Here is a 23,893-nt window from a genome sequence, read left to right as displayed (position 1 = left end):
ACGAAGGCCGGGTCCCCGGAGCCTTCGTGGCGTCCGGGGACCCGGCGTTCCGCGGGCGGATCAGGCCGTCACGGTGGCCCGCTCCTCCGCCGGCCGGGGCGTGCGCTCGCCGAGCCGTTCCGTCGGGACCTTGTGGGTCTCGCGGGCCGACAGGGCGGCGATGACCGGCGGGACGCACAGGGCCGCGGTGAACAGGGCCACCGAGGACCAGTCGTCGCCGTCGGGGCCGGCGATCTGCGCGGCGAAGGTCACCGCGAAACCGGCCACGGCGAAGCCGATCTGCGTACCGATGGCCATGCCGGACAGCCGGACGCGGGTCGAGAACATCTCGCCGTAGAAGGACGGCCACACCCCGTTCGCGGCGCTGTAGACGACACCGAAGGCGATGATGCCGAGCAGCAGGATCAGCGGGTAGTTGCCCGTGGAGATCGCCCAGAGGTAGAGGAACATCGTGATCGCGCTGCCCACCGCGCCGATCAGATAGACGGGGCGGCGGCCGACGCGGTCCGACAGGGTGGCCCACAGCGGGATCGCGGCCAGCGCGACCACGTTCGCCAGCGCGCCCACCCACAGCATGGAGGAGCGGCTCATGCCGACCGAGTCGCTCGTCGCGTACGCCAGCGCCCAGACCGTGAAGATCGTCGAGACCGAGGCGATGAGCGCACCCGCGACGACCCGCAGGACGTCCGCCCAGTGGTGGCGCAGCAGGAACGCCAGCGGCATCTTGACGACGCCCTCGGTCGCCGTCTGCTGCTCGAAGGCCGGGGTCTCCTCCAGCTTGCGGCGGATGACGTAGCCGACGATCGCGACGCCGATGCTCAGGAAGAACGGGATCCGCCAGCCCCAGGACAGCAGCTTGTCCTCGGGCAGCGCGGCGATCGGTATGAAGGCCAGCGTGGCCAGGAGCTGGCCGCCCTGGGTGCCGCTGAGGGTGAAGCTGGTGAAGAAGCCGCGCCGGTGCGGCGGCGCGTGCTCCAGCGTCATGGAGTTGGCGCTGGCCTGCTCGCCGGCGGCCGAGATGCCCTGGAGGACACGGCACAGCACCAGCAGGACCGGCGCGAGGGAGCCGACCTGGGCGCGGGTGGGCAGACAGCCGATGAGGAACGTCGACAGGCCCATCAGGATCAGCGTGAAGACCATGATCTTCTTACGGCCGAGCTTGTCGCCGAAGTGGCCGAGGAAGAGCGCGCCGACGGGGCGAGCGGCGTACGCGACCCCGAACGTGGCCAGCGACAGCAGGGTCGCGGTGGCCGGGTCGGACTCGTCGAAGAAGACCTTGGGGAAGATCAGCGCGGCGGCAGACCCGTAGATGAAGAAGTCGTAGTACTCCAGCGCGCTGCCGATCCAGGCGGCGGTGGCGGCCTTCCTCGGCTGGCCGGGTGGCGCGGTGGCGGGGGAGGGGACGGACACGGCGGCTCCTTTGGGGGACTCCAACGTAAGCGGAGTGAGCGGCGGGGAGGGAGAGGGCCGGGTCTCGTGAACCCCGGCTAATTAACCCACTGGATAGTTAGTCCCGGTGGGTAGGGATGTTGCGCGCGCGTTTCCCCGCTGTCAAGAGGCCGGGTCGGCCGAACCCGGTCGACGGCTCAGTCGCCGGCGCGGTCCGCCGTCAGATACGCGATCACCATGTCGCCGAGCATGTTCCGGTAGTGCTCCCGCTGGGCCGGATCGACCAGGTCGCGGCCGAAGAGGGCGCCGAAGGTGTGCCGGTTGGCGACCCGGAAGAAGCAGAACGAGCTGATCATCGCGTGCAGGTCGACGGCGTCCACGTCGGCCGTGAACAGCCCCGACTCCTGGCCCGACTTCAGGATCCGGCGGATCACGTCCAGGGCCGGCGAGCCGATCCTGCCGAGCTCCTCGGAGGCGGCGATGTGCTCGGCCTCGTGGATGTTCTCGATACTCACCAGACGGATGAAGTCCGGGTGCGCCTCATGGTGGTCGAAGGTCAGCTCCGCCAGCCGCCGGATGGCGGCGACCGGGTCCAGATGCTCGACGTCGAGGCCCTGCTCGGCCTCGCGGATCACGCCGTACGCCCGCTCCAGGACGGCCGTGAAGAGCTGCTCCTTGCCGCCGAAGTAGTAGTAGATCATCCGCTTCGTGGTGCTGGTGAGGGCCGCGATGTCGTCGACGCGGGCGCCGGCGAAGCCGACCCGGGCGAACTCGCGCGTGGCCACGTCGAGGATCTCGGCCTTGGTGCGGACGGCGTCACGGATGCGCCCGTTGGGTCGTGCCGGTTCTTCGACGCTGGTCATCGGGTTCCTTCGGGCGTAGGGCGGGGCTGTGGGCCGCGTGTCGCAGATTCTAGAAGGCGGCTGCGCGCGTGCGGCGGGTGAGGGCTTCCCAAGCGGAGGTCTCCGGTGTTATGACTAACTCACTAGTTCGTACATTGTGAGCCGCTCAGGAGGTCCGCGTGGCCAAGGACTCGTATCTCGTCGGACTGATCGGCGCGGGCATCGGCCCCTCCCTCAGCCCGGCACTGCACGAGCGGGAGGCCGACCGTCAGGGCCTGCGTTATGTGTACCGGCTCATCGACATCGACACCCTCGGTGTCCCGCCTCAGGCGGTCGCCGACCTGGTGCGGTCCGCCCGAGATCTGGGCTACGACGGGCTCAACATCACCCACCCGTGCAAGCAGCTGGTCATCGAGCACCTCGACGCGCTGTCCGCGCAGGCCGAGGCGCTCGGCGCGGTCAACACCGTCGTCTTCGAGGACGGCCGGGCCGTCGGCCACAACACCGACGTCACCGGCTTCGCCGCCTCCTTCGCCCGCGGCCTGCCCGACGTACCGCTGGAGCGGGTCGTCCAGCTCGGCGCGGGCGGCGCGGGCGCGGCCGTCGCGCACGCCACCCTCACCCTCGGCGCCGAGCGGGTCACCGTCGTCGACGCGCTGGCCGACCGGGCGGCGGACCTCGCCGCCTCCCTGAACCGCCACTTCGGCGAGGGGAGGGCGGCCCACGCCACCCCCGACCGGCTGCCGGACCTCCTCGCGGACGCCGACGGCATCGTCCACGCCACCCCCACCGGCATGGCCGCCCACCCAGGACTGCCCTTCCCGGCCCGGCTCCTCCACCCGGAACTCTGGGTCGCGGAGGTGGTCTACCGCCCGCTGGAGACGGAGCTGCTCCGCACGGCCCGGGCCCTCGGCTGCGCCACCCTGGACGGCGGCGGCATGGCCGCCTTCCAGGCCGTGGACGCCTTCCGTCTCTTCACCGGCCGGGAACCCGACGCGGCGCGCATGCTCGCCGACATCGGGGAACTGGCGGGTGCCGTCAGCGCGCCGAAGTAGGAAGAGGTACCGCCGTGCGTACGTCCATCGCCACCGTCTCCCTCAGCGGTTCCCTCACCGAGAAGCTCACCGCCGCCTCCCGGGCCGGCTTCGACGGGGTGGAGATCTTCGAGAACGACCTCCTGGCCAGCCCGCTCACGCCGGAGGAGGTCCGGGCCCGCTGCGCGGACCTGGGGCTCACCGTCGACCTCTACCAGCCGATGCGGGACATGGAGGCGGTACCGGCCGAGGTGTTCGCCACGAACCTCCGCCGGGCCCGGCACAAGTTCGAGCTGATGGGCCGGCTCGGCGCCGACACGGTCCTCGTCTGCTCCAGCGTCCACCCGCTGGCCGTGGACGACGACGCCCTGGCCGCCGAGCAGCTGCGCGAACTGGCCGCGCTGGCCGAGGAGTTCGGCGTCCGCGTCGCCTACGAGGCGCTCGCCTGGGGACGGCACGTCAGCACGTACGACCACGCCTGGAACATCGTCGAGGCGGCCGACCACCCCGCGCTCGGCACCTGCCTGGACAGCTTCCACATCCTGTCCCGCGGCAGCGACCCCAAGGGCATCGAGGACATCCCCGGCGAGAAGATCTTCTTCCTCCAGCTGGCCGACGCCCCGCTGCTCGCGATGGACGTCCTCCAGTGGAGCCGCCACTACCGCTGCTTCCCGGGCCAGGGCGGCTTCGACGTCGCGGACCTGGTCCGCAGCGTCCTGCACACGGGGTACGACGGCCCGCTGTCCCTGGAGGTCTTCAACGACGTCTACCGGCAGGCCGACGCCGGCCCCACGGCGGTGGACGCACTCCGCTCGCTCCTGCTGTTGCAGGAGACGGTCGGCGTCACCACCCCGCCCGTGCCGGTCGTCCCCACCGGTGTCGCCTTCGCCGAACTGGTCACACCGGACGCCGAACCGGTCGCCGCGATGCTCGGCGCGCTCGGCTTCGCCCGGACGGCACGGCACCGCAGCAAGCCGGTCGACCTGTGGCAGCAGGGCGAGGCGCGGGTGCTGGTGAACACGGGACCGGCCGGGCGCCGGGACGGTACGAGCCTCGCCGCGATCGGCCTGGAGTCACCGGACCCGGTGGGAGCGGCCCTGCGGGCGGAGGTACTCCTCGCACCGGTGCTGCCGCGCAGGCGGGCGGCGCAGGACGCTCCGCTGGACGCGGTGGCGGCGCCGGACGGCACGGAGCTGTTCTTCTGCGCGACGGACCGCCCCGAACTGCCCAACTGGCGGGCGGACTTCGAGGACGTGGCGGACTTCAAGGACATGGGTGGCGTACGAGGCATCGACCACCTCGCTCTCGTCCAGCCCTGGCACCAGTTCGACGAGGCGGCGCTCTTCCACCGCAGTGTGCTCGGGCTGCACGCCCAGGAGAGCGTGGACGTCGCCGACCCGTACGGCCTCATGCGCAGCCGCGCGGTGACCAACGCCGACGGCAGCGTGCGGATCGCGCTGTCCGTGGGCGCGGCCCCGACCGACGACACCGTGCACGCCCAGCACATCGCGCTGGCGACGGACGACGTGGTGACGGCGGTCCGCCGCTTTCGGGAGGCGGGCGGCCGGGTGCTGCCGATCCCGGCGAACTACTACGACGACCTGGCCGCCCGGTTCGAGTTCGCGGACGGCGAGTTGGAGACGTACCGAGAGCTCGGCATCCTCTACGACCGGGACGCGCACGGGGAGTTCCGGCACTGCTACACCCGCACGGTGGGACGCGTCTTCTTCGAACTCGTCCAGCGGGACGGCGGCTACCGCGGGTACGGCGCCCAGAACGCACCGGTACGCCTTGCCGCGCAGCACACCGTCACTGGCGGCTGACCGTACGGGTGATGCCGGTGATCACAGTGCTGGCGAGGATCCAGCCCGTGATGACCAGGGTGTAGGAGAGCGCCTGGTACCCGCCCTTGGGGGCGAAGGCGCCTTCCTGGCCGAAGCTGATCACCGGCAGCAGCAGGTCCAGGGTGAAGAACACCGGGTTGAAATCGGGGTGTTCGGACGACTTGAGCGGCGGCGGCTCGTGCAGGGCGTACACGATCGAGCCGACGGCGAGGAGCGAGAGCAGCCAGGCGAGCGCGCGCAGCGGGCGGAAGCCGTAGCCGACGGTGACGTCCTGGAGGTAGCCCCAGAGGCGGCCGTACCAGGCGCGGGTGGTGCGCAGGCGGCGCTGCTTGGCGAGTTGGACGAGCCGGGCGGCGTGGTCGTCGCCGATGCGTTGGTACAACGCGGTCAACTGCTCGTAGGCCTGCGGGACATAGCCGTCGACGTCCCGCCGCAACACCGGCAGCCAGCGCTCGGCGGGGACGTGAGGTGACAGCATCGTGTAGCTGAGGCCGTTGAGCCGCACGTCGCCGGCCAGGGTCTCCGGTGCCACGCGCAGGAGGTCGGTCCGGGCCTGCCGAAAGTTCACCGAGCCGTCCAGGGGCTCGGCCTCGTTGAGCCACAACTCGCCGATCACCGCGCTGCTCGCCTGGAGCACCGTGCGGCCGGGGTGCGACAACCGGGAGTGCGCGAGATCGAGTCGGCCGGCGACACGGGCGCCGCGCAGATCGACCCGGCCGAGGGCGGTGAGGCGCCTGGCGTGCACGTCGGACGCCACGGACAGGGTCTGGGCGTCGATGGCCGTGCCACCGGGGTTCTCCAGCCGTGCGTCCACGAGGTTGACCGACGCGTCGACGGAGGCGTCGTTGCACACCAAGCGGCCGTGGACCTGGATACCGGGGGCCACGAGGTCCTCGCCGATGGAGGAGTGGTTGAGCCGCAGGGCGGGTTCGTCGGAGTCGTCGGAGGCGCGGAACTCGGCGCGGTCCATGAACAGCGCTCCGCCGATCTGGGCCCCGCCTAGGGTGACGGGCCCCTGGAACCGGCAGTCCGTGAGCCTGAGCACGCCCTCCACCCGCATGGTCCCGCCCGCCAGGCCCGGCAGCACGGAGCCGCGGAGGTTGAGCTGCCGGAACTGGCTGCCGTAGAGCCGCGGTGCCTCGTCGAACGCGCAGTTGCTCAGCCGTACGACCCGCTCCACCGTCCCGTGCTGGACATCGAGCACACCGGTGATCCTGGCGCCCGCCACCTTCAACGCGGCTATCTCTCCGTCGTGCAGGGGCCCGTTCAGCATCAGCGCCCGCAACACCACGGCCCGCACGGTCCGTTCGGCGCTGCCCTGGAAGTCCACGGCAGCGCCGGTCGGAAACGCCTCCCACACCCGCAGTTCGGCCGGAGCCAGATCATTGAGGTCCATCAAGCGGGACTCTAATGCCACGACTCCGCATGACGCCGGTGTGTTCTCAGCTGCGGGTGTTCCACTCGGCGATCACAGGACGGTCGTGTTCCGTCGACAGCCGGCTCACCGTGCCGGTCGCCAGTTGGAAGAGGCGTCCGTCCGCCGGTTCCAGGCCCAGTCGGCGGGCCGTGAGGACCCGCAGGAAGTGGGCGTGCGCCACGAGGATCACGTCCCCCTGCGGGAGGGCCGTGTCCACGCGGGCCAGCACCCGGTCGGCGCGGGCGCCGACCTCGGCGGGTGACTCGCCCGGATGGCCGTCGGGGCCGGGCGGCACGCCGTCCGTCCACAGGTACCAGTCGGGGCGGGTGCGGTGGATGTCGACGGTGGTGACACCCTCGTAGCCGCCGTAGTCCCATTCGTGCAGGTCGTCGTAGGGCAACGCCCCGGTGACGCCCGCGAGTTCGGCGGTGCGTATCGCGCGGCCCAGCGGGCTGGTCAGCGCGAGCGAGAAGGTCCGTGAGGACAGGAGCGGAGCGAGCGCCTTGGCCTGCTCCTCACCGTGGGTGGTGAGGGGCAGGTCGGTCCAGCTGGTGTGCTGGCCCGACACGCTCCACTCCGTCTCCCCGTGGCGGACCAGCAGAAGATCCCCCACGGTGCGCCTACTTCGACTCGACCGCGTGGCCGCCGAACTGGTTGCGCAGCGCCGCGATCATCTTCATCTGGGGGGAGTCGTCCTGACGGGACGCGAACCGCGCGAACAGGGACGCGGTGATCGCGGGCAGCGGCACCGCGTTGTCGATGGCCGCCTCGACGGTCCAGCGGCCCTCGCCGGAGTCCTCCGCGTAGCCGCGCAGCTTGTCCAGGTGCTCGTCGTCGTCCAGGGCGTTGACCGCGAGGTCGAGCAGCCAGGAACGGATGACCGTGCCCTCCTGCCAGGAGCGGAAGACCTCACGCACGTCGGTGACGGAGTCGACCTTCTCCAGGAGCTCCCAGCCCTCGGCGTAGGCCTGCATCATCGCGTACTCGATGCCGTTGTGGACCATCTTCGCGAAGTGCCCGGCGCCGACCTTGCCGGCGTGGACGAAGCCGAAGTCGCCCTCGGGCTTGAGGGCGTCGAAGACCGGCTGCACCTTCGCCACGTGCTCGGCGTCGCCGCCGACCATGAGTGCGTAGCCGTTCTCCAGACCCCACACGCCACCCGAGACGCCCGCGTCGACGAAGCCGATGCCCTTGGCCGCCAGCTCCTCGGCGTGCTTCTCGTCGTCCGTCCAGCGGGAGTTGCCGCCGTCCACGACCGTGTCGCCGGCGGAGAGAAGGTCACCCAGCTCGTCCACGACCGACTGGGTCGGGGCGCCGGCCGGGACCATCACCCAGACCACGCGGGGTCCTTCGAGCTTCTCGACCAGCTCGGCGAGGCTCGCCACGTCCGAGATCTCGGGGTTGCGGTCGTAGCCGATGACGGTGTGCCCTGCGCGGCGGATCCGCTCGCGCATGTTGCCACCCATCTTGCCGAGGCCGATGAGTCCGAGCTGCATATCAGTGCACTTCCTTCAGTTCACGGTACGCGGCCACAAGCGCGGCCGTGGAGGGATCGAGACCGGGGACGTCGGCGCCCTCGGTGAGCGCGGGTTCGACCCGCTTGGCGAGCACCTTGCCCAGTTCGACGCCCCACTGGTCGAAGGAGTCGATGTTCCAGACGGCGCCCTGCACGAACACCTTGTGCTCGTACAGCGCGATCAACTGGCCGAGCACGGACGGCGTCAGCTCACGGGCGAGGATCGTCGTCGTCGGGTGGTTGCCCTTGAACGTCTTGTGGGCGACCAGCTCCTCGGGCACCCCCTCGCCCCGCACCTCGTCCGGCGTCTTGCCGAAGGCCAACGCCTGCGTCTGAGCGAAGAAGTTGGCCATCAACAGGTCGTGCTGGGCCTTGAGTTCGTCGCTCAGTTCGCCGACGGGACGCGCGAAGCCGATGAAGTCCGCCGGGATCACCTTCGTGCCCTGGTGGATCAACTGGTAGTACGCGTGCTGCCCGTTGGTGCCGGGCGTACCCCACACCACCGGCCCGGTCTGCCAGTCCACGGGCCGTCCGTCACGCTGCACCGACTTGCCGTTGGACTCCATGTCCAGCTGCTGCAAGTAGGCGGTGAACTTGGACAGGTAGTGGCTGTAGGGCAGCACCGCGTGCGACTGGGCGCCGAGGAAATTGCCGTACCAGATGCCCAACAGGCCGAGCAGCAGCGGGGCGTTGGCCTCGGCAGGGGCGGTGCGGAAGTGCTCGTCGACGATGCGGAAGCCGTCGAGCATCTCCCGGAAGCGGTCCGGGCCGATGGCGATCATGAGCGAGAGGCCGATCGCCGAGTCGAAGGAGTAGCGGCCGCCGACCCAGTCCCAGAACTCGAACATGTTGTCCGGGTCGATACCGAACTCGGTGACCTTCCCGGCGTTCGTCGACAGCGCCACGAAGTGCTTGGCGACCGCCTTGTCGTCACCGCCGAGCCCGTCAAGCAGCCAGGACCGCGCCGACGTCGCGTTGGTGATCGTCTCGATCGTCGTGAAGGTCTTGGACGCGACGATGAACAGCGTCTCCGCCGGGTCCAGGTCACGGGTGGCCTCGTGCAGGTCGGCGCCGTCGACGTTCGACACGAACCGGAGCGTCAGCTCCCGTGCCGTGTACGGCCGCAGCACCTCGTACGCCATCGCCGGACCGAGGTCGGAGCCGCCGATGCCGATGTTGACGACGTTCCTGATGCGCTTGCCGGTGTGGCCGGTCCACTCGCCCGAGCGGACCCGGTCGGCGAAGGCGCTCATCTTGTCGAGGACGGCGTGCACCTGCGGGACCACGTTCTCGCCGTCGACCTCGACCACCGCGTCCCGCGCCGCCCGCAGCGCGGTGTGCAGGACCGCTCGGCCCTCGGTGAGGTTGATCTTCTCGCCGCGGAACATGGCGTCCCGCAGGCCGAACACATCGGTGGCGGTGGCCAGTTCCTGGAGCAGGGCCAGCGTCTCGTCGGTGATCAGGTGCTTGGAGTAGTCGATGCGCAGATCACCCACGCGCACGACGTACCGCTCGGCGCGCCCGGGGTCGCCGGCGAACAGCTCCCGCAGTTGCGCGAGCCCTTCGGCGCGGTGGTCCTCCAGAGCCGTCCACTCGGGGCGACGGGTCAACAGGGGTGAGTCAGACATGGGCGGGGGTCTCCTTGGCGCGGCCCTCGCCCCGCAGGGCGACGGCGTACATCTCGTCCGCGTCGAGGCGCCTGAGCTCCTCGGCGATGAGTTCGGAGGTGGTGCGGACCTTCAGCGCGAGGGTGCGCGGGGGCTGGCCCGGCAGGGACAGCGTGGCCAGCGGGCCCTCGGGGCGGTCGATGACGACCTCGCCGTCCGCGGTGCCCAGGCGCACGGCGGTGACGACAGGACCCGCCGTGACGATCCGGTCGATCTTCACCTTGAGCCGCGCCTCCAGCCAGCGCGCGAGCAGCTCGGCGGCCGGGTTGTCGGCCTCGGCCTCCACCGCCCCCGAGACGATCTTCGCGCGGGCCTGGTCCAGGGCCGCGGCCAGCATGGAGCGCCACGGGGTGAGCCGGGTCCAGGCGAGGTCGGTGTCGCCGGGCGCGTAGGAGCGGACCCGGGTCTCCAGGACGTCGAGGGGGTTCTCCACCGCGTACAGGTCGGTGATCCGGCGCTGGGCCAGCGCGCCCAGCGGGTCCTTCGCCGGGTTCTGCGGCGCGTCCACCGGCCACCACACGACGACGGGCGCGTCCGGCAGCAGCAGCGGCAGGACGACCGAGTCTGCGTGGTCGGACACCTCGCCGTAGGTGCGCAGCACCACCGTCTCGCCGGTGCCGGCGTCGGCGCCCACCCGGACCTCGGCGTCCAGCCGGGACGCCTGGCGGTCGCGCGGGGTGCGGGCGTGCCGCTTGATGACGACCAGGGTGCGCGAGGGGTGCTCGTGCGAGGCCTCCTCGGCCGCCTTGATCGAGTCGTAGGCGTTCTCCTCGTCCGTGACGATCACCATCGTCAGGACCATGCCCACGGCCGGGGTGCCGATGGCGCGGCGCCCCTGTACCAGCGCCTTGTTGATCTTGCTTGCCGTGGTGTCGGTCAGGTCGATCTTCATGGCCTGCGCCAGCTCCGTCCGTCTCGTGCGAGCATCTCGTCGGCTTCCTTCGGTCCCCAGCTGCCGGACGCGTACTGCGCGGGCTTGCCGTGCCGTGCCCAGTACGCCTCGATCGGGTCGAGGATCTTCCAGGACTCTTCCACTTCCTGGTGGCGGGGGAACAGGTTGGCGTCGCCGAGGAGGACGTCCAGGATGAGCCGCTCGTACGCCTCGGGCGAGGACTCCGTGAACGACTCGCCGTAGGCGAAGTCCATCGACACGTCCCGGATCTCCATCGAGGTGCCCGGAACCTTGGAGCCGAACCGCACGGTCATGCCCTCGTCCGGCTGGACGCGGATGACGATGGCGTTCTGCCCGAGCTCCTCGGTGGCCGTGGAGTCGAAGGGGGAGTGCGGGGCGCGCTTGAAGACGACCGCGATCTCGGTGACCCGGCGGCCGAGCCGCTTGCCGGTGCGCAGATAGAAGGGGATGCCCGCCCAGCGGCGGTTGTCGATCTCCAGCTTGATGGCCGCGTAGGTGTCGGTCTTCGACTTGGGGTCGATGCCGTCCTCCTCCAGATAGCCGGCGACCTTGGCGCCGCCCTGCCATCCGGTCGCGTACTGCCCGCGCACGGTGTGCTTGCCCAGCTCCTTCGGCAGCCGCACCGACTTCAGCACCTTCAGCTTCTCGGTGAGCAGCGCGTCCGCGTCGAAGGCGATCGGCTCCTCCATGGCGGTGAGCGCCATGAGCTGGAGGAGGTGGTTCTGGATGACGTCACGGGCGGCACCGATGCCGTCGTAGTACCCGGCGCGACCGCCGATGCCGATGTCCTCCGCCATGGTGATCTGTACGTGGTCGACGTACGACCGGTTCCAGATCGGCTCGTACATCTGGTTGGCGAAGCGGAGCGCCAGGATGTTCTGGACGGTCTCCTTGCCGAGGTAGTGGTCGATGCGGAAGACCTGCTCCGGGTCGAACACGTCGTGCACGAGCGCGTTCAGCTCCCGCGCGCTGGCGAGGTCGTGGCCGAACGGCTTCTCGATGACCGCCCGCCGCCAGGACCCCTCCGGAGCGTCCGCCAGCCCGTGCTTCTTGAGCTGCTGGACGACCTTGGGGAAGAACTTCGGCGGTACGGAGAGATAGAAGGCGTAGTTGCCGCTGGTGCCGCGCGAGGCGTCCAACTCCTGGACGGCCTCGGCCAGTTGCTTGAACGCCTGGTCGTCGTCGAAGTCGCCCGGGATGAACCGCATGCCCTCGGCGAGCTGCTGCCAGACCTCCTCGCGGAACTCCGTCCGCGCGTGCTCACGCACCGAGTCGTGCACGACCTGCGCGAAGTCCTGGTCCTCCCAGTCCCGCCGGGCGAACCCGACGAGCGAGAAGCCCGGCGGCAGCATGCCGCGGTTGGCCAGGTCGTACACGGCCGGCATCAGCTTCTTGCGGGACAGATCACCGGTGACCCCGAAGATGACGAGCCCGGAGGGACCGGCGATACGGGGGAGCCGTCGGTCGCGGGGGTCGCGCAGGGGGTTGTCCCAGTCGACCGCCTCGGTTGCGGTGGTGTCGGTCATTCCGCGTCCACCCCCTTGCTGTCCAGCGACTTCGTGACGGTGGCCAGCAGGTCGTTCCAGGCCACCTCGAACTTGGCGACGCCCTCGTCCTCCAGCTGCTGCACGACCTCGTCGTAGGACACCCCGAGAGCCTCCACGGCGGCCAGGTCGGCGCGCGCCTGGGCGTAGCCGCCGGTGACGGTGTCGCCGGTGATCTCGCCGTGGTCGGCCGTGGCGTTCAGGGTCGCCTCCGGCATGGTGTTGACCGTGCCGGGCGCGACCAGCTCGTCCACGTACAGGGTGTCCTTGTACGCCGGGTCCTTCACGCCGGTCGAGGCCCACAGCGGGCGCTGCTTGTTGGCGCGGGCGCCGGAGAGGGCGGTCCAGCGCTCGCCGCCGAAGACCTCCTCGTACGCCTCGTAGGCGAGGCGCGCGTTGGCGAGGGCGGCCTTGCCCTTGAGGGCGAGAGCCGCGTCCGTGCCGAGGACGGTCAGGCGCTTGTCGATCTCGGCGTCGACGCGGGAGACGAAGAAGGAGGCCACGGAGTGGATCGTGGCGAGGTCGAGGCCCTTCGCGGCGGCCTTCTCCAGACCGGCGAGGTAGGCGTCCATGACCTCGCGGTAACGCTCCAGCGAGAAGATCAGCGTGACGTTGACGCTGATCCCGAGGCCGATGACCTCGGTGATCGCCGGGAGACCGGCCTTGGTCGCCGGGATCTTGATCATGACGTTGGGGCGGTCCACCAGCCAGGCCAGCTGCTTGGCCTCGGCGATGGTGGCGGCCGTCTCGTGGGCGAGGCGCGGGTCGACCTCGATGGAGACCCGGCCGTCCCGGCCGCCGGTCGCGTCGTACACGCCCCGCAGCACATCGGCGGCGGCGCGCACATCGGCGGTCGTCATCATCCGTACGGCCTCGTCGACCGTCACGCCGCGCACGGCGAGGTCGGTGAGCTGCTCCTCGTACCCCTCACCGGAGCCGATGGCGGCCTGGAAGATGGAGGGGTTGGTGGTGACGCCGACGACGTTCTTGTTCTCGACGAGTTCGGCGAGGTTCCCCGACTCGATCCGCTTGCGCGACAGGTCGTCCAGCCAGATGGAGACGCCCTCGTCGGACAGGCGCTTGAGTGCTCCCGCGGTCGCGGTTGCTTCGGTCACAGTGATCATCTTCTTTCTGGCGGTCGGATCAACCACGCGCGGCGGCGAGGGATTCCCTGGCGGCTGCGGCGACGTTCTCGGCGGTGAAGCCGTACTCGGCGAAAAGGGTCTGGGCATCGGCGGAGGCGCCGAAGTGTTCGAGAGAGACGATGCGTCCTGCGTCACCTGTGAACCGGTACCACGTCAGACCGATCCCGGCCTCGATTGCGACGCGGGCTCGCACGGACGGCGGAAGGACGCTGTCCCGGTACTCGCGCGACTGCTCCTCGAACCACTCCACGGACGGCATCGACACCACCCGGGCGCCGATCCCCTCGGCCTCCAGCCGCTCCCGGGCGGCGACGGCGAGCTGCACCTCGGAGCCGGTCGCGATGAGCACGACGTCCGGGGTCTCCTTCTCGGTGTCCTGAAGCACGTAACCGCCCTTCGCCGCGTCCGGGTTGGGGGCGTACGTCGGCACGCCCTGCCGGGTGAGGGCGAGGCCGTGCGGGGCGGGCTTGGTGCTGTGCCGCTTGAGGATCTCGGCCCAGGCGATCGCGGTCTCGTTGGCGTCGGCGGGCCGCACGACGTTCAGGCCCGGGATGGCGCGCAGCGACGCGAGGTGCTCGACCGGCTGGTGGGTGGGGCCGTCCTCGCCGAGCCCGATGGAGTCATGGGTCCAGACGTAGGTGACGGGCAGCTGCATGAGCGCGGCCATGCGGACGGCGTTGCGCATGTAGTCGGAGAACACCAGGAAGGTGCCGCCGTAGATGCGGGTGTTGCCGTGCAGGGCGATGCCGTTCATCTCGGCCGCCATCGAGAACTCGCGGATGCCGAAGTGGACCGTACGGCCGTAGGGGTCCGCTTCGGGGAGCGGGTTGCCCTGCGGCAGGAAGGAGGAGGTCTTGTCGATGGTGGTGTTGTTCGAGCCGGCGAGGTCGGCGGAGCCGCCCCACAGCTCGGGCAGCACGGCACCCAGCGACTGGAGCACCTTGCCGGAGGCGGCGCGGGTGGCGACGGACCTGCCCTCCTCGAAGACGGGCAGCGCGTCCTCCCAGCCCTCGGGGAGCTGACCGGCGACGACCCGGTCGAACAGCGCGGCCCGCTCGGGCTGGTCCGCACGCCACTCGGCGATGCGCTTGTCCCAGGCGGCGTGTGCCTCGGCGCCACGGTCGAGGGCGCGGCGGCTGTGCGCGAGCACCTCGTCGGCGACCTCGAAGGTCTGCTCCGGGTCGAAGCCCAGCACCCGCTTGGTGGCCGCGATCTCGTCCGCGCCGAGCGCCGAGCCGTGCGAGGCCTCGGTGTTCTGGGCGTTGGGCGCGGGCCAGGCGATGATCGTGCGCATCGCGATGATCGAGGGCCGCTCGGTCTCGTCCCGCGCGGCCTTCAGCGCCGCGTACAGGGTCGGTACGTCGATGTCGCCGTCGCCGGTGGGTTCGACGCGCTGGGTGTGCCAGCCGTAGGCCTCGTAGCGCCCGAGGACGTCCTCGGAGAAGGCGGTCGCGGTGTCGCCCTCGATGGAGATGTGGTTGTCGTCGTAGAGGAAGACCAGGTTGCCGAGCTTCTGGTGCCCGGCGAGGGAGGAGGCCTCGGCGGAGACGCCCTCCTCCAGGTCGCCGTCGGAGACGATGGCCCAGATGGTGTGGTCGAAGGGCGACTCGCCCTGCGCCGCCTCGGGGTCGAAGAGGCCGCGCTCGTAGCGGGCGGCCATGGCCATGCCGACGGCGTTGGCGACGCCCTGTCCGAGCGGACCGGTGGTGGTCTCGACGCCCGCGGTGTGTCCGTACTCGGGGTGACCGGGCGTCTTGGACCCCTGGGTCCGGAACGCCTTCAGGTCTTCGAGCTCCAGCTCGTACCCGGCGAGGAAGAGCTGCGTGTAGAGCGTCAGGGAGGTGTGCCCGGGGGACAGGACGAACCGGTCCCGCCCGGTCCACTCGGGGTCCGCGGGGTCGTGCCGCATCAGCTTCTGAAAGATCGTGTACGCCGCCGGGGCGAGGCTCATGGCCGTCCCCGGGTGGCCGTTCCCGACCTTCTGCACGGCGTCGGCCGCCAGCAGACGTGCGGTGTCGACGGCACGCCGGTCGAGTTCGGTCCATGCGAAGCCGTCCGCGCCGCCCGGTGTCTGCGTGCTCATCTGTGACCAGTCCTCTTCAAGAGTTCATGGATTCGTGCATCGTTCCTGGTGAGACGCGTTCGACTCTAAAAGTCTGACTTTTACGAGGGAAGGTCGAGGTGTGTCAGCCTGTGGTGAAAGTGGGACACGGGACGGCTTGATCGGGCGGCGTGAGAAGGACATGGCGGACAGAACACCCCAAGGCGGGGACGGCGACGGAATCAGAACGTTCCCCTTTCCGGTCGAGCTGAGCGAGGGCGGCGTCGGCATGCAGGTCGGTCCGATGGGCCCGCACCGCACCTGGCACGCCGACGCCCCGCTGCACCGCGTCCACCGCATCGACTTCCATGTCGTGATGCTCTTCGACAAGGGCCCCGTCCGCCACATGATCGACTTCGCCGAGTACGAGGCGTACGCCGGCGACGTGCTGTGGATCCGCCCCGGCCAGGTCCACCGCTTCTCGAAGTTCAGCGGGTACCGCGGAACGGTCCTGACCATGCAACCGGGCTTTCTGCCCCGGGCGACGGTCGAGGCGACGGGCCTGTACCGCTACGACCTGCCGCCGCTCCTGCACCCCGACGCGGCGCAGTTGGCGGGCCTGGGGGCGTCCCTCGCGCATCTGCGCCGCGAGTACAAGGACACGGCGACCCTCCCGCTGAGCCTGCACACGGCCGTCCTGCGCCACTCCCTCACGGCGTTCCTCCTCCGTCTGGCCCATCTCGCGGCGAGTTCGCAGGAGGCGGCGCGGGGGCAGTCGGACTCGACCTTCACCCTGTTCCGGGACGCGGTGGAGCGGGGCTTCGCCACGAACCACAGCGTCAGCGAGTACGCCGACGCCCTCGGCTACTCCCGCCGCACCCTCGTCCGCGCGGTGCGCGCCGCGACCGGGGAGACGCCGAAGGGGTTCATCGACAAGCGGGTGGTCCTGGAGGCGAAGCGCCTGTTGGCCCACACGGACCTGCCCATCGGGCGGGTGGGGGCGGCGGTGGGGTTCGCGGACGCGGCGAACTTCTCGAAGTTCTTCCAACTCCACGCGGGACAGACACCGGTGGCGTTCCGGGCGGAACTGCGCTGAGGGGCTCCGCGCCCGCGGAGCCCCTCAGCGAAGAGCGGTTCAGTGGCCGAAGTTGAACCAGTTCACGTTCACGAAGTCCGCCGGCTGGCCGCTTGTGAACGTCAGATACACGTCGTGCGTACCCGTCACCGACGAGATGTTCGCCGGTACCGTCCGCCAGGACTGCCAGCCCCCGGTGTTGGCGAGGGCGAAGCTGCCGATGGGGGCGTTGGAGCGGCTGTCGAGGCGTACTTCGACCAGGCCGCTGACCCCGCTGCCTGCGCCGCTCGCCACCCGGGCGACGAACTGGGTGGCCGCGGTGGAGCCGAAGTTGACGTTCTGGAACAGCGCCCAGTCACCGTTGGCCAACGCGCCGATGTTCTGGCCGCCGCCGGTGTCGGTGGTGGTCTCGGTGATCGTGCCCGACTGGCTGTTGTAGGACTCGGCCTGGATGGCGCTGTAGGCGTCCCGGCTGCCCGAGGGCGGCGGTGTGGTACCGCTCCCACTGGCCGACAGCACCTGGACGTAGTCCACGGTCATCGGCACACCCGACTGCGTGCCGCTGTCCAGGCCGCCGCCGAACGCGTCCGGGAAGGCGCCACCCATCGCCACGTTGAGGATGACGAAGAAGCCGTGGTTGGTGGCGTTGGCCCAGGTCGTCGCGTCCACCTGGCTCGCGTTGACCGAGTGGAACTGGGTGCCGTCGACCAGGAACCGGATCGTCTCGGGGCTCACCGAGCGGTCCCACTCCATGGTGTAGGTGTGGAAGGCCGACTGGCAGGTCGAGCCAGGACAGGCGACGTTGTTGCCGATGCCCGTCGTCTCGTTGCACGGGCCGCCCGGGTTGGTGCCGCAGTGCATGGTGGCCCACACGCGGTTCATGCCCTGGACGTTCTCCATGATGTCCAGCTCGCCGACGCTCGGCCAGTTCTGGTAATTGCCGCGGTAGGGCGCGCCCAGCATCCAGAAGGCGGGCCAGTAGCCCTCGGCCGCCGTGCCGGTGATGTTCGGCATCTGGATGCGTGCCTCGACCCGCAGCTTTCCGCCGGACGGGGGCTGGAAGTCGGTGCGGTTGGTCTCGATGCGGCCCGACGTCCACTTGCCTGCCGAGTCGCGGATCGGGGTGATGCGCAGATTGCCGTTGCCGTCGAGGGCGACGTTGCTGGTGCTCGACGTCATCGTCTCGACCTCGCCGGTGCCCCAGTTGGCGGGGCCGCCGGGGTAGGAAGTGCCGGTCGCGTACTGCCAGTTGGAGGTGTTGACGCCGGTTCCGGCGGAGCCGTTGAAGTCGTCCAGGAACACCTGCGTCCAGCCTGAGGGAGGCGTGGGCGCGGAGGCGTTCGCGGGGAGGGTCGCGGCCGAGGCCACGGCCGCCGCCAGGCCGAGGGTGGCGAGGACGGCGACGAGGGCCCGTCGCCGTCTGGGTATGCCGGAGGATTCGCTCATGGGGGTGCCTCTCGGGTACGGAGATGGGTGCGCGGGTACCTCTTGAGAACCTTTGAGAGCGCTCTCAAAGTGGGCCCAATGTGCTCTCCGGCAGAGAGGCCGTCAAGAGTTAAAACAAGGAAAGTCCTTTCGCTCCAGGCAAGTTCAGTTCATGAACAGCGCATACGCCGTAAAGCACGCTCCCCTAAAGTGCGCTCCCGGCCCTCCAGTCCGCCCACGACAGGTTCCACCCGTTGAGCCCGTTCGCCGGATCGACCGTCTCCTCACCGGAGTTCTTGACGATGACGACATCGCCGAGCATCGAGCTGTCGTAGAACCTGTAGCCCGGCACCGAGCTGTCGTTCGCACCCTTGGCGTCGTGCAGACCGACACAGCCGTGGCTGGTGTTCTGGCTGCCGAACACCGAGGTGGACGCCCAGTAGTTGCCGTGGATGAAGGTGCCGGAGGTGGTCAGGCGCTGGGCGTGCGGGACGTCGGAGATGTCGTACTCGTCGCCGAGTCCGACGGTCGAGGACTCCATCCGGGTCTCCTTGAACCGCTCGCTGATCACCATGATCCCGGACCAGGTGGTGTGGTCGGCGTCGCCGCCGGAGACGGGATAGGTGGCGTACGTCGCCCCGTCCCGCTTGACCACCATCTCCTTGGCCGACAGGTCGACGGTGCTGATCTGCTCGCGGCCGATGTGGAAGGTGACGTCCTTGGACTGGACGCCGTAGACCCCGTCCGAGCCCTCGACGTCCTTGAGGCGCAGACCGAGGGTGATGGTGGTGCCGGCCGCCCAGTACGTCTCGGGCCGGAAGTCGAGGCGGGTGTCGCTGAACCAGTGGCCGACCACCTCGACGGCCGGTTCGGCGGTCACCGTGATGGCCTTCTCGACGGCGGCCCGGTCGGAGACGGCGTGCGTGAAGTTGATCGAGACCGGCATGCCGACGCCGGACGTCGAACCGGCCTCGGGGGTGAAGTAGCCGACGAAGGTCTCGCCGGGCGACCTGGTGGTGAAGGTCGCGGTCTCGGCGTCGGCGCCCTCGGCCTGCGCGGTCACCGTGTACTTCGTCCCCGAGTACGGGTTCTCCTTCGACGTCCAGGTGGTCCTCGCGGCGTCGAAGGTGCCGTCGAGCGTCGAGCCGTCGTTGCCGCCGACCTCGACGGACGCGAGGGTGCCGTCGGTCACGGTGACCTCGACGGGGCTGGTGAACGCGGCCTTCCTGGTGCCGTCGGCGGGGCTGACGGTGACGACCGGCTTCTTCGCCGCGGCGGACTTCACCGACGCCGTCGCCTTGGTCTCCTCCGTGGCGTCGGCCGACCCGCTGCACCCGGTGAGCACCGCGGCGGGGACGACGCCGAGCACGGTGAGCACTCCGCGCCGCGACCACCCCTGCGACGGCTGGTCGGAACGGTTCGATATGTGCGAGACGCCCACGGCAGGCCTTCCTGAGATATCCGCCTTTGCGTGGGCATCCTGCGTCGCGCAGATGTGGCGATCCTTTGAATCTCCGTGCCGCTTGCTGAGATTCCGGTGAGGACCGTGCCGGGCGGACCGCTACCAGAAGTCCAGGAACTCGAACACGGCCTCCACCGCCCGGTTCCTGCGCCGGTGGGCCTTGCTGCAGAACTTCCGCCGACGCCACCGCCCGCGCGGCTGCTCGACCGGCACACCGCACCATTCGCACGGCCGCGTGGGCCGTTCCCCCGTGTCCCCACCCATGACAAAACTGTAGCCGCCCCAAGGGAAACGGGGCCCGGCGTGAAAGCCGGGCCCTGCTCATGGCTGTCAGACGTTCGTCGGGATCCGCGGCGCGGCCGGCGCCTCCTCGCTCAGCCCGAACCGGTCGTGCACCCGGCGCAGCGGCCTCGGCGCCCACCAGGCGCGCCGCCCGAGCAGCGCCATCGTCGCCGGGACGAGCAGCATGCGTACGACGGTGGCGTCGATCAGCACCGCGAGGGTGAGCCCGAGCCCGATCTGGAGGATGGGGGAGAAGCCGCCCGTCATGAAGGCGCCGAAGACGACCGCGAGGAGCAGCGCGGCGCAGGTCACCACCCGCCCCGAGCGGCGCAGACCCGTCACGACGGCCTCCCGGTCGTCCTCGCCGGCCCGCCGGGCCTCGCGCATCCGGGCCAGGATGAACAGCTCGTAGTCCATCGCGAGACCGAAGGCGATGGCGATGATCAGCGGCGGTGCCGTCAGGCTCAGCGACCCGAGGCCCTCGGCGCCCAGGAGCCCGGCCAGGTGACCGTCCTGGAACACCCACACCACCGCGCCGAGCGCGGCACCGAGGCTGAGCAGGGTCGTCGCGATGGTGCGCAGCGGGATCAGGACCGAGCCGGTGAAGGCGAAGAGCAGGACGAAGATGCCGGCCAGCACGGTCAGCGCGGACCAGGGCGCCCGGTCGGCGAGCATCGCCCGGAAGTCGACGAGCCGGGCGGCGGGTCCTGTGACCTCGACCGGCGCGGTTCCGCGCAGGTCACGGACCCGCTCCACCAGGCCGGTGGCCGCGTCCCCGTCCACGCTCCCGGAGGGCGGCAGCTCCATGACCGTGGTGCCGTTCGGCAGCTCCCGGGACTCGGCGCGCGGTGACAGGGCGCGGATCCGGTCGGCGGTCGCCGCGTCGGTGCCGGGCTTGAGGACGACGGTGACCGTGGCCACACCGGTGCCCGGCGGGAAGTGGGCGCCGACGGTGTCGTACAACTGCCGTGCCTCGGTGCTCGACGGCAACTGCTGGGCGTCGCCGAGGTTGATCCGCATGCCGGTGACGGGCAGGGCGAGGACCAGCAGGGCCGGGACGATCACGGCCAGTACGGCGATGCGGTTGCGTGCGGAGAAGCGGGCCAGGCGGGCGAAGGCACGGCCCTCCTCGTCCTGCGGCCGGTCCTTCGCGGGCGGGATCTTCCTGCCGAAGCGAGTGAGCAGCGCGGGTAGGAGCGTGACCGCGGCGAGCATGTCGACGACGACCACGGCGGCCACGGCCAGGCCCATGCTGCGCAGGAAGACGCTCGGGAAGACCAGCAGCCCGGTCAGACTGACCGCCACCGTGAGCCCGGAGAACAGCACGGTCCGTCCGGCCGCGGCGACCGCACGGTGTACGGCCTCCACCACGTCCTCGGTCCTGCGGCGTTCCTCACGGAAGCGGACCAGCATCAACAGGGCGTAGTCCACGGCCAGTCCGAGCCCCAGCATCGTGGTCACCTGGATCGCGTACACGGAGATGTCGGTGACCGAGCTGAACAGGAACAGCGCCAGGAACGCGCCGGCGATGCCGCTCACCGCGATGACGAGGGGCAGCGCGGCCGAGCGCAGCCCGCCGAAGACGACGAGGAGCAGGGCGAGGACGACGGGCAGGGAGATCAACTCCGCGTTGCGCACGTCCTCCTGTGCCTTTTCGCCGATCTGGAGCCCCAGCAACGGGCCGCCGCTGACATGGACTTCGGGCGCGTCGATCTCCTTGATCCGGTCGGCCGCGTCGTTCACGGCCCGTTCCTCGGCGTCGTCGCCGAGACCGCCCTTCAGGGCCACGGGGATGAGGAGCGCCCGCCCGTCCTCGGCGGCCAGACCGGGCGTCGTGTACGGGTCCGGTACGGCGGCCACGCCGGCGATCTCGCGTACGTCGGCGACCGCCCGCTCGACCTGGGCCCGCAGCGCGGGGTCGGTGACGGCGGTGCCCTCGACGACGGCGGTGATCGAGTCGCCGGACGGGTCGACCCGGTCGAGATACTCCGCGGCCGCCTCCGACTCGGTGCCCGGCACCTCGGGCACGTTGTCCGACAGACGTCCGAAAACCCCTGTGCCGAGCCCGAAGCCGAGCAGCAGGAAGAGCACCCACAGGGCGATGACGGTGAGCGGACGGCGCGTGGCCGTCCGGGCGAGTGTGGAGAGCACGGTCCCTCCCGGCGAGGCGTCGGTTGACATGCCCTCAGGCTCGCGGCGAGGGGGGCGGTACCGGATCGCCGGAGGGAGCGGTTTCCGGGGCTCCGTCGTACGGGGGAGAGGGGACGGCGACTCACTCGCGCGGGGGAGGCGACTGCCTGACCGGGCGCGGCGAACCGCTCCCGATCACGGTCCGTCGTTCTCGCCGGACGACCCCGGCACCACCAGACCCGTCTCATAGGCGCAGATCACCGCCTGGACCCGGTCTCGCAGCCCCAACTTGTTCAGCACATTGCTGACATGGGTCTTCACGGTGTGCTCGCTCACGAACAGCGTCGTGGCGATCTCCGCGTTGGACAGCCCCCGCGCCAGCATCCGCAGCGTCTCCACCTCGCGGGCCGTCAGGACGCCCAGACGGTCCGGGGTGACCTCCGCCGTGGCCTCCTCCCGGCGGCGGCGCACGATGTCCGCGACCAGCCGACGGGTCACGGCGGGCGCGAGCAGCGAGTCCCCGGCGGCGACGACCCGCACGGCGTGCACTAGGTCGTCCCGGCGCACGTCCTTGAGCAGGAAGCCGCTGGCGCCCGCGTACAGGGCCTCGTAGACGTACTCGTCCAGGTCGAACGTGGTGAGCATGACGACCTTGCACGCGGACTGTCCGCACACCCGGCGGGCCGCCTCCAGGCCGTCCATCACCGGCATACGGATGTCGAGGAGCAGCACGTCCGGTGTGTGTCGGCGCACCGCGGCGACCGCCTCCGCGCCGTCCGCGGCCTCGGCGACGACCTCGATGTCCGCCTGCGCCTCCAGGATCATGCTGAAGCCGCTGCGCACGAGTTCCTGGTCGTCGGCGACGACCACCCGGATGCTCACCCCGGCGCCGCCCGCCGGTCACCGGCCGGAAGCCGTACGACGACCTGGAAGCCGCCGTCCGGACCGCGCCCGGCCCGCGCGTCACCACCGCAGGCCGCGGCCCGCTCCCGGATGCCGATCAGACCGTGCCCGCCGCCCGGCGTCGTGGGCCCGCACCCGTTGTCGGTCACCGTCAGCGTCAACGCATCCTCCGTCCAGCCGAGTTCGACGGTCGCGGAGGAAGCGTACGCGTGCTTGACCGTGTTGGTGAGCGCCTCCTGCGTCACCCGGTAGGCCGCGACGTCGGTGTCCGGCGGGAGAGGGAGGGGCTCGCCGGTAGCGCTCAACTCCACCCGCAGGCCCGTCGATTCGCCGACCTGGCGGACCAGGGCGGGCAGGGCCCTGATGCCGGGCTGCGGTGAAGTCCCGTTGCGCTGCTCCTCCTTGAGGACGCCGAGGATGCGCCGCAGCTGCGCCATCGCGTCCCGCCCCGCTCCCGCGATCGCCTCGAACGCGGCCTCCGCGCGCGCCGGATCGCTGCGTACGACGACCGGTCCCGCCTCGGCCTGCACCACCATCAGGCTCACCGCGTGGGCCAGGATGTCGTGCATGTCCCGGGCGATGCGGGCGCGCTCCTGGGCCGTCGCCCGCGCCGTGTCCGCGGCCCGCTCCCGTTCCAACCGCCGTGCCCGGTCCTCCAGTTCGGCGGTGTAGGCACGCTGGACGCGGGCGAGCACCCCGAACGCGTAGGCGCAGGCCACGCTCATCAGCTGGAAGGCGTACTCGAAGGGCTCCGGGCTCTCCTTGTGCAGCATGACGAGCGAGACACCGATCGCCCAGCCGACCAGCATGAAGCGCCGCTGCCACGGCAGGCCCCGGGCGGCCATGGTGTAGAGGACCACGAACCCGCCGTACATCAGGTCCGGCGGCGGTGCGTGGTACAGCGCCTGCGCGGGGGTGGCCGCCGACACCGCGCACGCCATCGCGAACGGCGCGCGGTGCCGCCACACCAGCGGCACCGCGGTCGCCGCGCCGAGCAGCCAGCCCTGCCAGGTCAGCCGGTCGCCTCCCTCGTCGGGGAAGATCCACTGGAGCGAGGCGGCGAACAGCACGAGCGCGGCGAGCGCGGTGTCGACGACGTACGGATGCGCCGTACGCACCCGCGCGACCAGCGGCGCGAACCAGAACTGAGCGGACATCGACGGCTCCTCGGGGCAGGGGCCGTCCCAGTATCGCGAGGGGCTCGGGGGCGGTGCCTCGCCGATGCGAGGGATATCCGCCGCGGGTGACTCGACCCCGCCCGGGG

At 70.6% G+C, this 23,893-nt stretch carries 19 protein-coding genes; 3 read left to right on the top strand and 16 right to left on the bottom strand.

Features of this window, described 5'->3' with window-relative positions:
- Positions 1 to 60: 60 nt before the first annotated feature.
- Entirely contained in the window at positions 61 to 1,410 is a 1,350-nt protein-coding gene (locus OG885_RS07775; protein ID WP_405728076.1) for an MFS transporter, read from the bottom strand.
- A 176-nt stretch (positions 1,411 to 1,586) separates the two neighbouring features.
- Complete coding sequence (locus OG885_RS07770) at positions 1,587 to 2,252, bottom strand: TetR family transcriptional regulator (RefSeq protein WP_405728073.1); 666 nt, start codon at positions 2,250 to 2,252, stop codon at positions 1,587 to 1,589.
- A 158-nt stretch (positions 2,253 to 2,410) separates the two neighbouring features.
- Between OG885_RS07770 and OG885_RS07765 the strand changes: the two genes are divergently transcribed.
- Positions 2,411 to 3,286, top strand: a complete 876-nt coding sequence (locus tag OG885_RS07765) for a shikimate dehydrogenase (protein ID WP_405728070.1) — start codon at positions 2,411 to 2,413, stop codon at positions 3,284 to 3,286.
- Positions 3,287 to 3,300: 14 nt separating this feature from the next.
- Entirely contained in the window at positions 3,301 to 5,088 is a 1,788-nt protein-coding gene (locus tag OG885_RS07760; RefSeq protein WP_405728067.1) for a bifunctional sugar phosphate isomerase/epimerase/4-hydroxyphenylpyruvate dioxygenase family protein, read from the top strand.
- Here the strand turns inward: OG885_RS07760 and OG885_RS07755 are convergent.
- The 8 genes from OG885_RS07755 to tkt are packed head-to-tail and all read right to left on the bottom strand — an operon-like array spanning position 5,075 to position 15,394.
- On the bottom strand, positions 5,075 to 6,505 hold the full coding sequence (locus OG885_RS07755) for a membrane-associated oxidoreductase (RefSeq protein WP_405728064.1): 1,431 nt from the start codon (positions 6,503 to 6,505) through the stop codon (positions 5,075 to 5,077). The two genes, OG885_RS07760 and OG885_RS07755, sit on opposite strands and share 14 nt — an antisense overlap.
- A 46-nt stretch (positions 6,506 to 6,551) precedes the next feature.
- The gene (locus OG885_RS07750; protein ID WP_405728061.1) at positions 6,552 to 7,139 is read right to left on the bottom strand and encodes a histidine phosphatase family protein; all 588 of its coding nucleotides are present in this window, start codon (positions 7,137 to 7,139) and stop codon (positions 6,552 to 6,554) included.
- Positions 7,140 to 7,146: 7 nt separating this feature from the next.
- Positions 7,147 to 8,022 (bottom strand): phosphogluconate dehydrogenase (NAD(+)-dependent, decarboxylating), encoded by an 876-nt coding sequence (gene gnd, locus OG885_RS07745; protein WP_405728058.1) that lies wholly within the window; start codon positions 8,020 to 8,022, stop codon positions 7,147 to 7,149.
- 1 nt (position 8,023) lies between these two features.
- Complete coding sequence (pgi, locus tag OG885_RS07740; protein ID WP_405728055.1) at positions 8,024 to 9,670, bottom strand: glucose-6-phosphate isomerase; 1,647 nt, start codon at positions 9,668 to 9,670, stop codon at positions 8,024 to 8,026.
- Entirely contained in the window at positions 9,663 to 10,601 is a 939-nt protein-coding gene (opcA, locus tag OG885_RS07735; protein WP_329332622.1) for a glucose-6-phosphate dehydrogenase assembly protein OpcA, read from the bottom strand. The genes pgi and opcA overlap by 8 nt, the downstream gene beginning before the upstream one ends.
- Entirely contained in the window at positions 10,598 to 12,148 is a 1,551-nt protein-coding gene (zwf, locus tag OG885_RS07730; RefSeq protein ID WP_405728051.1) for a glucose-6-phosphate dehydrogenase, read from the bottom strand. The genes opcA and zwf overlap by 4 nt, the downstream gene beginning before the upstream one ends.
- Positions 12,145 to 13,290: a transaldolase gene (gene tal / locus OG885_RS07725; RefSeq protein WP_405728048.1), complete on the bottom strand. Its 1,146-nt coding sequence runs from the start codon at positions 13,288 to 13,290 to the stop codon at positions 12,145 to 12,147. Before tal ends, zwf begins: the two co-directional genes overlap by 4 nt.
- Before the next feature lie 19 nt (positions 13,291 to 13,309).
- The gene (gene tkt / locus OG885_RS07720; RefSeq protein WP_405728045.1) at positions 13,310 to 15,394 is read right to left on the bottom strand and encodes a transketolase; all 2,085 of its coding nucleotides are present in this window, start codon (positions 15,392 to 15,394) and stop codon (positions 13,310 to 13,312) included.
- A gap of 160 nt (positions 15,395 to 15,554) precedes the next feature.
- Here tkt and OG885_RS07715 point away from each other — a divergent pair, with 160 nt between their 5' ends.
- Entirely contained in the window at positions 15,555 to 16,448 is an 894-nt protein-coding gene (locus tag OG885_RS07715) for a helix-turn-helix domain-containing protein (RefSeq protein WP_405728042.1), read from the top strand.
- Between the two features lie 39 nt (positions 16,449 to 16,487).
- Here the strand turns inward: OG885_RS07715 and OG885_RS07710 are convergent, their stop codons facing one another.
- The 6 genes from OG885_RS07710 to OG885_RS07685 form a co-directional block, all read right to left on the bottom strand.
- Positions 16,488 to 17,873, bottom strand: a complete 1,386-nt coding sequence (locus OG885_RS07710) for a glycoside hydrolase family 16 protein (protein ID WP_405728039.1) — start codon at positions 17,871 to 17,873, stop codon at positions 16,488 to 16,490.
- A 184-nt stretch (positions 17,874 to 18,057) separates the two neighbouring features.
- On the bottom strand, positions 18,058 to 19,293 hold the full coding sequence (locus tag OG885_RS07705; RefSeq protein WP_405728036.1) for an Ig-like domain-containing protein: 1,236 nt from the start codon (positions 19,291 to 19,293) through the stop codon (positions 18,058 to 18,060).
- Between the two features lie 120 nt (positions 19,294 to 19,413).
- The gene (locus OG885_RS07700) at positions 19,414 to 19,578 is read right to left on the bottom strand and encodes a hypothetical protein (RefSeq protein WP_405728033.1); all 165 of its coding nucleotides are present in this window, start codon (positions 19,576 to 19,578) and stop codon (positions 19,414 to 19,416) included.
- 66 nt (positions 19,579 to 19,644) lie between these two features.
- The gene (locus OG885_RS07695) at positions 19,645 to 21,747 is read right to left on the bottom strand and encodes an MMPL family transporter (RefSeq protein ID WP_405742637.1); all 2,103 of its coding nucleotides are present in this window, start codon (positions 21,745 to 21,747) and stop codon (positions 19,645 to 19,647) included.
- A 174-nt stretch (positions 21,748 to 21,921) separates the two neighbouring features.
- On the bottom strand, positions 21,922 to 22,608 hold the full coding sequence (locus OG885_RS07690; protein ID WP_405728030.1) for a response regulator: 687 nt from the start codon (positions 22,606 to 22,608) through the stop codon (positions 21,922 to 21,924).
- Entirely contained in the window at positions 22,605 to 23,786 is a 1,182-nt protein-coding gene (locus OG885_RS07685) for a sensor histidine kinase (RefSeq protein ID WP_405728027.1), read from the bottom strand. The genes OG885_RS07690 and OG885_RS07685 overlap by 4 nt, the downstream gene beginning before the upstream one ends.
- Positions 23,787 to 23,893: the final 107 nt, after the last annotated feature.

Origin of the sequence: Streptomyces sp. NBC_00028 (assembly GCF_045041065.1) — a bacterium.
GTDB lineage: Bacteria > Actinomycetota > Actinomycetes > Streptomycetales > Streptomycetaceae > Streptomyces.
The sequence above is the reverse complement of the archived record's forward strand: the minus strand, read 5'-3'. Positions and strand labels throughout refer to the sequence as shown.

What these genes read in the sequence shown, in the direction of transcription:
- OG885_RS07770 (WP_405728073.1), bottom strand. Translation starts at nt 2,252, where the DNA reads ATGACCAGCGTCGAAGAACCGGCACGACCCAACGGGCGCATCCGTGAC.
- OG885_RS07755 (WP_405728064.1), bottom strand. Translation starts at nt 6,505, where the DNA reads ATGGACCTCAATGATCTGGCTCCGGCCGAACTGCGGGTGTGGGAGGCG.
- gnd (WP_405728058.1), bottom strand. Translation starts at nt 8,022, where the DNA reads ATGCAGCTCGGACTCATCGGCCTCGGCAAGATGGGTGGCAACATGCGC.
- pgi (WP_405728055.1), bottom strand. Translation starts at nt 9,670, where the DNA reads ATGTCTGACTCACCCCTGTTGACCCGTCGCCCCGAGTGGACGGCTCTG.
- opcA (WP_329332622.1), bottom strand. Translation starts at nt 10,601, where the DNA reads ATGAAGATCGACCTGACCGACACCACGGCAAGCAAGATCAACAAGGCG.
- zwf (WP_405728051.1), bottom strand. Translation starts at nt 12,148, where the DNA reads ATGACCGACACCACCGCAACCGAGGCGGTCGACTGGGACAACCCCCTG.
- tal (WP_405728048.1), bottom strand. Translation starts at nt 13,290, where the DNA reads ATGATCACTGTGACCGAAGCAACCGCGACCGCGGGAGCACTCAAGCGC.
- tkt (WP_405728045.1), bottom strand. Translation starts at nt 15,394, where the DNA reads ATGAGCACGCAGACACCGGGCGGCGCGGACGGCTTCGCATGGACCGAA.
- OG885_RS07715 (WP_405728042.1), top strand. Translation starts at nt 15,555, where the DNA reads ATGGCGGACAGAACACCCCAAGGCGGGGACGGCGACGGAATCAGAACG.
- OG885_RS07710 (WP_405728039.1), bottom strand. Translation starts at nt 17,873, where the DNA reads ATGAGCGAATCCTCCGGCATACCCAGACGGCGACGGGCCCTCGTCGCC.
- OG885_RS07700 (WP_405728033.1), bottom strand. Translation starts at nt 19,578, where the DNA reads ATGGGTGGGGACACGGGGGAACGGCCCACGCGGCCGTGCGAATGGTGC.
- OG885_RS07685 (WP_405728027.1), bottom strand. Translation starts at nt 23,786, where the DNA reads ATGTCCGCTCAGTTCTGGTTCGCGCCGCTGGTCGCGCGGGTGCGTACG.